The 11247-nt window shown below is 40.2% G+C and carries 10 protein-coding genes and 2 pseudogenes; all 12 read left to right on the top strand.

The window, feature by feature from the left end; translation table 11 throughout:
• Positions 1-134, top strand: a pseudogene (locus ACYQ21_RS13120) (tyrosine-type recombinase/integrase); the annotation flags it as partial.
• A gap of 193 nt (positions 135-327) precedes the next feature.
• A complete protein-coding gene (gene mreD, locus ACYQ21_RS13125; protein WP_460058920.1) occupies positions 328-861 on the top strand; it encodes a rod shape-determining protein MreD in 534 nt (177 codons plus the stop codon).
• 84 nt (positions 862-945) lie between these two features.
• The gene (gene pcsB / locus ACYQ21_RS13130; RefSeq protein ID WP_460058921.1) at positions 946-2115 is read left to right on the top strand and encodes a peptidoglycan hydrolase PcsB; all 1170 of its coding nucleotides are present in this window, start codon (positions 946-948) and stop codon (positions 2113-2115) included.
• 119 nt (positions 2116-2234) lie between these two features.
• Positions 2235-4625: pseudogene (gene secA, locus ACYQ21_RS13135) on the top strand (preprotein translocase subunit SecA); the annotation flags it as partial.
• On the top strand, positions 4602-4820 hold the full coding sequence (locus tag ACYQ21_RS13140; protein ID WP_460058933.1) for an SEC-C metal-binding domain-containing protein: 219 nt from the start codon (positions 4602-4604) through the stop codon (positions 4818-4820). The pseudogene secA and the gene ACYQ21_RS13140, both read left to right, overlap by 24 nt.
• Before the next feature lie 112 nt (positions 4821-4932).
• The gene (locus tag ACYQ21_RS13145; protein WP_460058922.1) at positions 4933-5958 is read left to right on the top strand and encodes a 3-deoxy-7-phosphoheptulonate synthase; all 1026 of its coding nucleotides are present in this window, start codon (positions 4933-4935) and stop codon (positions 5956-5958) included.
• A gap of 127 nt (positions 5959-6085) precedes the next feature.
• Positions 6086-7114 carry a 3-deoxy-7-phosphoheptulonate synthase gene (locus ACYQ21_RS13150; RefSeq protein ID WP_460058923.1) on the top strand — a complete coding sequence of 343 codons (1029 nt, stop codon included), beginning with the start codon at positions 6086-6088 and terminating at the stop codon, positions 7112-7114.
• 301 nt (positions 7115-7415) lie between these two features.
• Positions 7416-7685, top strand: a complete 270-nt coding sequence (locus tag ACYQ21_RS13155; protein ID WP_460058925.1) for a phosphocarrier protein HPr — start codon at positions 7416-7418, stop codon at positions 7683-7685.
• A 2-nt stretch (positions 7686-7687) separates the two neighbouring features.
• Positions 7688-9415, top strand: a complete 1728-nt coding sequence (gene ptsP, locus ACYQ21_RS13160) for a phosphoenolpyruvate--protein phosphotransferase (RefSeq protein WP_460058927.1) — start codon at positions 7688-7690, stop codon at positions 9413-9415.
• Positions 9416-9485: 70 nt separating this feature from the next.
• Positions 9486-10238 (top strand): suppressor of fused domain protein, encoded by a 753-nt coding sequence (locus ACYQ21_RS13165; protein WP_460058929.1) that lies wholly within the window; start codon positions 9486-9488, stop codon positions 10236-10238.
• 210 nt (positions 10239-10448) lie between these two features.
• Positions 10449-10862: a hypothetical protein gene (locus tag ACYQ21_RS13170; RefSeq protein ID WP_460058931.1), complete on the top strand. Its 414-nt coding sequence runs from the start codon at positions 10449-10451 to the stop codon at positions 10860-10862.
• Positions 10863-11022: 160 nt separating this feature from the next.
• Positions 11023-11247 (top strand): transposase family protein (locus tag ACYQ21_RS13175; RefSeq protein ID WP_460058932.1); only part of this gene is annotated, 225 nt, incomplete at its 3' end.

Raw genomic sequence — 11247 nt, forward strand, 5'->3', positions numbered from 1 at the left:
CAGGTGTTAGTCAAACTGCTATAATGGAGAGGGTAGGGCATAGAGACCCTAAGATTACAACTTCAATCTATACGCACGTTACCAAAAAAATGTCTGATGTCGCAGTTAAGGAATTGAACAAGATTGCACTATAAAAAAGTAATCTTAACAAGAGTTTTCTAGGATGTTATTTAATAAAAAGTGACTTGAAAATTCTGGGCAATTCTGGGCAAAAATGAATGAAAAATAGGGAATATGAGGGAAATAAAGATAAATGTTCAAAAAAAATATTTACAAAAAACGTGATAACAGTGGGATTTGTAGAGTTTTTGGAAGAGGTGGAAAAATATGAGTCGTTTCTCCTTTCAATTCTTCACGCCTCTCATCCTCCTTATTGTGATGTTATTGGATGGTCAGCTAACGCAGTTGCTTAGTACAAATGCCACAACTATGACCTCTTGTTTACTGCTGATTTTTCTGACCTATAGTATTTTGCAGCATAGTTACCATTACATGGTCATCGTTGCTTTGGTCATTGGACTAATCTATGATAGCTATTATATCGGTGTTTATGGTATCGCGAGCTTATTGCTTCCTCTGATTGCACTTTTTGTGTATAATATTAGACAAACAGTTTTTGCAAATCGATTGACGCGTATCTTTACTGTGATTATCATTGTGACAGCTTTTGAATTCTTATCAGGTGCTATCATCTTGGGATTTCAAATTTCAAATTTCAAATTTGCGGATTACATTATTTATGAGATAGCGCCTAGTTTATGTCTCAATATTTTCTTTGCCATTGTTTTGCAATCACCCTTAGAAAAATTTTATGGGATAACAAAAGCTAAGAAAGCATTACAAATGAAAACCAAACTGTAACATGATTGTAACATTAATGGTGCTTTGAAAGCGTATAATTAAAACTGAACCAAAAACGTGTTATCCTTTGGAGGAAAAACTATAATGAAGAAAAAAATATTATCAGCGCTTTTATTATCGACAGTTGTTTTAACATCTGTATCGACAGCAATGGTTGCTGTGGCCGATGAAACGGACGATAAAATCGCAAGTCAGGATGCCAAGATTGCTTCGGCGAAATCTGCTGAAGCAGCTGCGCAATCTGAAGTCGCAGGGATTCAATCGCAAGTGACTAGCTTGAGCTCAAAACAAGCAACACTAAAAAAAGAGACTGACGATTTACTTAAAGAATCCGATAAACTGCAAGTTAAAATTGTCGATTTAACAAAAGAAATTAAAGAACGTGATGAAGCACTTAAAGCGCAAGCACGTTCAGCACAAACAGATGGCTCAGCAACATCATATGTGGATGCTGTCATCAATTCTAAATCTCTATCAGATGTTGTGACACGCATTTCAGCTATGAGAACGGTTGTGAAAGCCAATAACGACATGATGAAACAGCAGGAAACTGCTAAAGTTGATTTGGATAAAGCTGTAAAATCAAATCAGGCGAAAGCAAATGAAGGCTACAAATTGCTTGCTCAAATGGCTGACCAAGCTAAAACGCTTGAAACACAGGAAGCACAGCTTAAAGTGGCTCAGTTGAACTTGGCGGCAGAACGTGCAACAGCTGAAGGCGACAAAGCATCACTTCTGGAACAAAAAGCAGCCGCACAGGCTGAAGCAGCCGCAGCTGCAGCGCGTGAAAAAGCTTATAACGATCAGGTGGCTGATGCCGCAGCTAAAGCGAAAGATCAAGCTGATAATGGGGTTTCTGTTGATAATAATGTTCCTGACCCTGACGGTGGTGGTGGTTATATACCCAGTCCGACACCTCCAAAACCAACACCACCAAGTAGTGATAATACTTACCCAGTAGGAGAATGTACTTGGGGCGCGAAACAACTTGCACCTTGGGCAGGCAATTATTGGGGGAATGGTGGCCAATGGGCAGCATCAGCAGCCGCAGCTGGCTTCCGTACAGGCTCTACCCCACAAGTTGGGGCAATCGTTGTCTGGCAAGGTGGTTATGGTCACGTTGCTGTTGTCTACCAAGTAAGTGGTAGTCAAATTGCTGTTCAAGAATCAAACTATGCAGGTAAACGCTATATTGATGATCACCGTGGCGGTTTGTTTAATCCAGGAGCAGTAACTTATATTTATCCAAATTAATGAATTATTCAAAATCGCCTTCGGGTGATTTTTTTTAATTGAAATTTAAGTTACAAAATGGTAAAATTGGTAAGAGTACATTGTTTTAAGACAATGACTAAGACCCTTTAGGAGATGAAATGGCGAATATTATTCAAAAAATAATTGAAAATGATAAAAAACAATTAAAAAAATTGCATAAAATGGCAGAAAAGGTAGAAAGTTATGAAGCGGCTTATGCGGCGATGTCTGATACCGAACTTCAAGCCAAAACACCTGAATTTAAGCAACGTTATCAAAACGGTGAAACGTTAGATGACTTACTTTATGAAGCCTTTGCAGTTGCCCGCGAAGGTGCTAAACGGATTCTAGGTCTTTTTCCTTATCATGTCCAAATTATGGGGGGGATTGTCCTTCATAATGGTGATGTCCCCGAAATGCGTACTGGTGAAGGTAAGACTTTGACTGCGACCATGCCTGTTTATTTAAATGCTTTGGCTGGTGAAGGTGTCCACGTTGTCACGGTCAATGAATATCTGTCAGCGCGTGATGCGACTGAAATGGGGGAACTTTATAACTGGCTTGGTTTAACTGTGGGGATTAACTCATCAACTAAATCAGCGGTTGAAAAACGTGAAGCCTATGCTTGCGATATAACTTATTCAACTAACTCTGAGTTAGGCTTTGACTATCTGCGTGATAATATGGTGACGACATTTGAAGAAATGTCGCAACGTCCATTGAATTTTGCTTTAGTCGATGAAGTGGATTCAATTTTAATTGATGAAGCAAGAACGCCGCTGATTATTTCAGGTCAGGCTGAAAGCTCGAGTGCGCTTTATTATCGGGCAGATCAATTTGTCAAATCTTTAAATGGTCGAGAAGACTACGAAGAAGGCGATGATTATAAGGTTGATGTCCAGTCTAAAACAATTAGCTTGACAGAGGAAGGGATTGATAAAGCAGAGAATTTTTTTGCGATTGATAATCTTTATGACCTTGAAAATGCTGCCTTGACGCACTTTGTAGATAACTCTTTGCGAGCCAACTATATCATGTCTCTTGATTTCGACTACATGGTCGACGAAAGTCAAGAAGTATTGATTGTCGATCAATTTACAGGTCGTGCGATGGAAGGACGTCGTTTCTCTGATGGTCTCCACCAAGCGATTGAGGCAAAAGAAGGTGTGCCAATCCAAGATGAGTCTAAGACCATGGCGTCTATTACTTATCAAAACTATTTCCGAATGTATAAAAAATTGGCAGGGATGTCAGGGACAGCTAAAACAGAAGCGGAAGAATTCCGTGAAATTTATAATATGCAAATCATCCCAATTCCGACCAATATGCCAGTTATTCGGGAAGACCATCCAGACTTGCTCTATCCAACGATTGAATCAAAATTTGCGGCTGTTGTCCGTGATGTCAAAGACCGTCATGACAAAGGACAACCGATTTTGATTGGGACAGTTGGTGTGGAAACCTCAGAAATTATTTCTCAAAAATTGGTTCAATCTGGTATTCCACACGAAGTTTTGAATGCTAAGAATCACTTCAAAGAAGCTCAAATTATTATGAATGCCGGCCAAAAGGGTGCAGTAACCATTGCCACCAATATGGCGGGACGTGGTACCGATATTAAGTTAGGCGCTGGTGTTGTCGATCATCCTGAGGTGGAGTATCGTGGCTTGGCTGTTATCGGGACAGAGCGCCATGAATCTCGTCGGATTGACAATCAGTTACGTGGTCGTTCTGGTCGTCAAGGTGACCCGGGTGTGTCACAATTTTATCTGTCACTTGAAGATGATTTAATGCGCCGTTTTGGTAGTGAGCGTGTGGCTGCTGTGCTTGAACGTTTCAAACTGGAAGGTGAAGATGCAGTCATTAAATCTCGCATGATTACCAACCAGATTGAAGCGTCACAAAAACGTGTTGAAGGCAATAACTACGATTCTCGTAAACAAGTCTTGCAATATGATGATGTGATTCGTGAGCAACGTGAAGTCATCTATCAACAGCGTTATGAAGTCATCACAGCGAAAGAAGATTTGACACCAGAACTTTTTGGCATGTTTGAACGGACGATTGAACGTCTGGTCACAGGTCAAGCGCCTTTGGGGAAGCTAGATGAAACAGGGACACAAGATTTAATCGTTCAAGTCGAAAGCAGTTTCCTACCAGATGGTGAGGTGACAGCGGCTGAGCTTGATGGTTTGAGTTTATCTGTCATCAAGGACTTGATTTTTGGTAAAGTCAAGGTGATTTATGCCGAACAAATGGACAAATTAGCTGAACCAGAGCGTCAATTAAGTTTCCAACAAGCGGTCATCCTGAGAACTGTTGATACTAACTGGTCAGAACACATTGACCAACTAGATCAAATGCGTCAAAGTGTTGGTTTGCGTGGTTATGCACAAAATAATCCACTCGTTGAATATCAACAAGAAGCTTTTGCGATGTTCAACAACATGGTCGGTGCCATCGAGTTTGAAGTGACACGTTTGATGATGAAAGCACAAATTCACCCGCAAACAACGATTCAACAAGATAATGGTCCTAAAGTGGTGACAACGGCTTCGCTAGAAAATCTGACAGATGTTGCCTCGGGAGTAGTAAAGGCTGAGACAACAGGTTTGGACTTTTCAAATGTGAAACGTAATGCTCCATGTCCATGTGGTTCAGGTAAGAAATTTAAAAATTGCCATGGTCGTGCGCAAATCGCTTAAAGATAGCCAAAGCAAGTTGCAAGTTTTTTTGAGCACCATGTGCTTTGAAGACAATTCCTTGAGAGTAGGAAGTCTAAGGCGGATTACTCAGTTAAAGATTGAAAGTAAAAAAATGACATTTAAAGAAATTTCTAAAAAACTAGAGATAGAAGAAATCAAAGAATTAGGCAAACTTTCAGCGGCAACTAAAGCTTTGAAAGATGCCCGTGATCGCGAGTTAGAAGCCATAATCAATGGAGAAGATGACCGTATTTTGTTGGTTATCGGTCCTTGTTCATCAGATAATGAAGCAGCAGCACTTGAATATGCGCGTCGTTTGGCTAAATTACAAGAAACTGTCAAAGATAAAATTTTCATGGTGATGCGTGTGTACACGGCAAAACCACGAACTAATGGTGATGGGTATAAAGGCCTGATTCATCAGCCAGATGCGACAGCACAACCTAACCTTTTGAATGGGATTAAGGCTGTTCGCGAGTTGCATTATAAAGTCATTACCGAGACGGGATTAACGACTGCTGATGAGATGCTTTACCCTGAGAATCTGCGTATTATTGATGATTTGGTCAGCTATATTGCAGTTGGTGCGCGTTCTGTTGAGAACCAACAACACCGTTTTGTGGCATCGGGCATTGATGTCCCTGTTGGCTTGAAAAATCCAACGTCAGGTAACTTGAATGTTATGTTCAATGGGATATATGCTGCTCAAGCACCACAAAACTTCCTATTCAATCGTACAGAAGTTGAAACAGAAGGTAATCCATTAGCACATGCCATTCTCCGAGGCGCTTTGAATGAATATGGCAAAAATATCCCTAACTTTTATACAGATGATTTATTGGATGCGATTGCAACTTATGAAAAAATGGGTCTAGAAAATCCATTTATTATGATTGACACTAACCATGATAATTCAGGGAAACGGTATTTGGAACAAATCCGAATTGTTCGTCAAACCTTGATTAATCGGCAATGGAATCCACTGATTCAGAAGTATGTCCGTGGTTTCATGATTGAGTCTTATTTGGAAGATGGGCGTCAAGATGAGCCAGTTGTTTTCGGTAAATCAATTACAGACCCATGTCTTGGTTGGGATAAAACGGAAGACCTGATTAACGAAATTTATCAAGAACTATAAGAAGATATCAGGTTGAACTATTGGGCTGATTCAAGTCAAAATTTTGACGACGAAACTGGAGCTTGCTTCAGTTTTTGTTTAAATTAGTTTATCGGAATTTTATAATAATTAGGAAGAGGATTAAAAAATGGGAATTCACCAAAAAGGTGCGACAATTGATATCGCATCCGTTAAATCACACGCCAAACTAGAAGGCGATATTTTAGCTCAAAAAGAAGCGCGTGATCGTGAGTTAGATGCTATTATTAAAGGTGAAGATGACCGCATCTTGCTCGTCATCGGCCCTTGTTCATCAGATAATGAAGCAGCGGTTTTGGAATACGCCCACCGCTTGGCAAAATTACAAGAGCAAGTGAAGGACAGGGTCTTTATGGTCATGCGTGTCTATACGGCAAAACCACGGACTAATGGTGATGGCTACAAAGGATTGATGCACCAACCAGACACTTCAAAATTACCTGATTTGATTAATGGGATTCAAGCTGTTCGAGACTTGCATTATAAAGTGATTACACAGACGGGGCTCACGACTGCTGACGAAATGCTCTATCCGTCTAATTTACGTATGGTTGACGATTTGGTCAGCTACCATGCCATTGGCGCACGGTCTGTTGAGGATCAAGAGCACCGTTTTGTGGCATCAGGCATTGATGCGCCAACAGGGATGAAAAATCCAACATCGGGTAATTTGAGTGTCATGTTCAATGCCATTCATGCCGCGCAAAACAAGCAAAATTTCTTATTTGGCAATGCTGAAGTGGATACAGATGGTAACCCTTTGGCACATGTGATTTTACGTGGTGCAACCAATGAGCATGGGGAAAACGAACCAAATTACTACTATGATAATCTCCTCAAAGCCATTGCTGCTTATGAAAAACTGGGGCTTGAAAATCCTTTCATTATGGTCGACACCAACCACGATAACTCAGGCAAGCAATTTCTTGAGCAAATTCGCATCGTGCGTCAGACTTTGATTAATCGTGATTGGAACGAAAAAATTAAGCAAACAGTTCGTGGCTTTATGATTGAGTCTTACTTAGAAGATGGTCGTCAAGATGCCCCCAATCTATTTGGACAATCTATCACAGATCCATGTCTCGGTTGGGATAAAACAGAAGCCTTAGTCAACGAAATCTACCAAACTTTAGAATAAGTCGAAAAAATCGAGGTGCAGCCCTTTTTATTGCTTGGTTTTAAGATGTTATCAAACAGTTCGTAATTTCTTTGATAACTAAAGATGATAAATTGAGAGTTTTTCATAAAAGACTAGTCTAGTCAGACAGTATATCGTTGAAAAGTAGCAAGTGTCATGAAAAACTGATATAGCACACTTTATAAATAATTGTTGCGTTTTTATTGCAAACCTTTTCATTTTGTGATAAACTGTTCTTGTAATGGCTTTGAACTATAACTAAAGTCAAAAAATTATCGAAAAAACTAAGGAGAATGCAATCATGGCATCTAAAGATTTTCACATCGTAGCTGAAACAGGTATCCACGCACGTCCTGCAACTTTGCTTGTACAAGCAGCTTCAAAATTCACTTCTGACATCAACCTTGAATATAAAGGTAAATCAGTTAACCTTAAATCAATCATGGGTGTTATGTCACTTGGTGTTGGTCAAGGTGCTGACGTTACAATCTCTGCTGAAGGTGCTGACGCTGACGCTGCAATCGCTGCAATCACTGAAACAATGACAAAAGAAGGATTGGCTGGAGAATAATCATGGCAGAAAAGCTTACAGGTATTGCCGCGTCTAGCGGTGTTGCAGTTGCCAAAGCTTATCTACTTGTTCAACCGGATTTGTCATTTGAGACAGTTACTGTCGAAAATACCGACAACGAAGAAGCTCGCTTGGATGCTGCTCTTGAAGCAAGCACAGGCGAGCTTAACGTTATCCGTGAGAAAGCTGTAGAAAGCCTAGGAAACGAAGCGGCAGCGGTCTTTGATGCCCATTTGATGGTGCTTGCTGATCCAGAAATGATTGGTCAAATGAAAGAAACGATTCGCGCTAAGAAAACAAACGCAGAAACAGCACTTAAAGAAGTGACAGATATGTTTATTGCGATTTTCGAAGGTATGGAAGATAATCCATATATGCAAGAACGTGCTGCTGACATCAAAGACGTTACAAAACGTGTGCTTGCAAATCTGCTTGGCAAGAAATTGCCAAGTCCTGCAACCATTGATCAAGAAGTGATTGTTGTTGCACATGATTTGACACCATCTGATACAGCGCAACTTGACAAAAAATTCGTTAAAGCCTTTATTACAAATATCGGCGGTCGGACGAGTCACTCAGCTATCATGGCACGGACGCTTGAAATTCCTGCTGTTCTTGGGACAAACAATATCACAACACTTGTGGCAGATGGTCAACTTTTGGCTGTCAATGGTATCACAGGTGAAGTGATTATTGACCCAACAGAAACTGAGCAAGCTGATTTTATCGCTGCTGGTAAAGCATATGCTGATCAAAAAGCAGAATGGGCTTTGCTGAAAGATGCTGAAACAAAGACTGCTGATGGCAAACATTTTGAGTTGGCTGCTAATATTGGCACACCTAAAGACGTTGTCGGCGTGAATGACAATGGCGGGGAAGCAATCGGTTTATATCGGACTGAATTCCTTTACATGGATTCACAAGACTTCCCAACTGAAGATGAACAATATGAAGCCTACAAAGCAGTGCTTGAAGGTATGAATGGTAAACCAGTCGTTGTCCGGACTATGGATATCGGTGGAGACAAGGAACTCCCTTATTTCGATCTTCCGAAAGAAATGAATCCTTTCCTTGGTTACCGTGCGCTTCGGATCAGCTTGTCTGAAGGTGGCGATGCGATGTTCCGTACACAGTTGCGTGCTTTGCTTCGGTCATCTGTTCATGGTAAACTTCGTATCATGTTCCCAATGGTTGCATTGATCACTGAATTCCGTGCAGCTAAAAAACTTTTCGATGAAGAAAAAGCAAACTTGCTCGCTGAAGGCGTAGCAGTTGCTGACGACATCCAAGTGGGTATCATGATTGAAATCCCAGCAGCAGCAATGCTCGCTGACCAATTTGCTAAAGAAGTAGACTTCTTCTCAATCGGTACAAACGACCTCATCCAATACACGATGGCGGCTGACCGTATGAATGAACAAGTTTCTTACCTTTACCAACCTTATAACCCTTCAATCTTGCGCTTAATCAACAACGTGATTAAAGCAGCGCATGCAGAGGGTAAATGGGCTGGTATGTGTGGCGAGATGGCAGGAGACCAAACTGCTGTACCACTTTTAGTGGGTATGGGTCTTGATGAATTCTCAATGTCAGCAACATCAATCCTACAAACACGTAGCTTGATGAAACGTCTTGACACTGTGAAAATGCAAGAATTGGCAAACAAAGCTTTGACTGAATGTGCCACAATGGAAGAAGTTGTGGCTTTGGTTGAAGATTATACGAAATAAAAAAATAGAATTGTTAGGTTCGAAAGTGAACTGACAATTCTTTTTTTGTAATGAAGACGGCAGGTGTATCATGGGATTGTTTGATTTTTTGAAAAAGAAAGCGCCAGAGGAGAAAATTGAGAAAGTAATTGAAAAGGCTGATATGTTAGGGCAGATTACTTTTGCTGAGTACAAGGAAAGGGTGGAAGACGAGGAATATGCACCAGGTTGGCAGGCAATAGATGAGGTATTTGGCGCACTCTATCCTGGTCAAGAGCCAAGTCATCTTGGAACGCTACTGACAAGTCGTGCGATATTTGGTGGCACGGAATATTTGGATGGTTACTTGATTTATCAATCGGATAAAGGTTATTACCACATTGTCACCTATGGCGTGAGTCAGCTCTATGCTGATGCAGAACGATATGGTGAAACTTATAGTAAATGGGGTTATGAAATGACCTTTAAGCTAAAAGCTGATAGTGTTGAGGAATGTCACTTTGCCATGAATATGTTGGGAAACTTGGCACGTTATACCTTTACCAGTGATAAGTATTTTTCAGATAATGAATATGTCCTTGGTGATGGTAGCCCGATTAAACAAGGAGCAGACTCTAAAATAGCTTCCTTGTTAATCACACAAGATACAGAATTACCAACTTTGAATACAGTGCATGGAGAAGTGCAATTTTTGCAACTTATAGGTATTACTTATGAAGATGGTTTGGAAATCAAAGAATCTGGTGGTGGATACGAGTGTGTGAAGCAACTTTTATCTCTGATTAAACAAGACAATCCAGATTTGGTGACGGATTTAGCCAGTGAGAAAACATATATGAACTAAAGATAGCATGGGTTACTTTATTCTTGATAATGAAATAAAATTGTATTAATATTAAGATAAGTTTCTAAGGAAATGTTTTCTTAGATAGCGAAGTAGTTATCTAATTGTGACGATTGAAGGGAAACTGCCAAGTGGTAGACGTTGTCAATTATGAAGATTTAGAGATAAGTGGCTTTTTCTCTAACTCTAGAAATTCAGGAGAAAAGAATCATGAGCGAAGAAATCCCTAAAGTTAAAAAAGCAGCGATGTTGCCTAACAATTTTATGATGCTTGATTTTGAGAATGGCGACCGACGTTATTTACCTTCTCACTTTATACAACAGTATGAAGGCGCACTTGCTGGTGGTGAAGCTGTAGCCAAAGGAACACGCCGAACGATTGCTGTGTCGCCGACCATCACTTTTTGGGGCAATCAGTTTGATATTCAGGATGATGGAGCCGTGATTGTCAATGAGAAAGATCGTTATACATGCGAAGAATTGTGGCAAAATAGCGTGACGATCATCTCAAATGTCCGTCGTGTGATACCAGATGCGACACATTGGAAGCGGAATGTTATGATTGCAGTGGCGCTAGCCATGCCTTTACTTATTCTCGCTATCTTCGGCTTTCTCAAATCATAAAGCGGTCAATAAAGGGACTAGACAAATGCGTCTAGTTTTATTTTAAGCAAGTTTTAAACAGCTGGAACAACCTAGACTAAAAAAATGCACTACACGGTCGTTTCATAAAATATTCTAGCAAAATAAATAAAATATGCTACACTGCCATTAGGAGAAGAATATGACACTACAAGAAAAATTTATGATTATAGAAGATTCACGAGATGAAAGATATGTTAAATATCCTTTAAGCGATGTCCTAATCATCGTCATGTGCGTCGTTTTATGCGGTTTAGACCAACTCTGTGATATCGTGACTTATGCTGAAAATAAAGCTGAATTTTTCAAGCGAACTTTCAATATTGAAAAAATCCCTTCAAAACCAACTTTTTCTCGCGTTTTGAGC

The organism is Pseudolactococcus yaeyamensis, assembly GCF_054658615.1.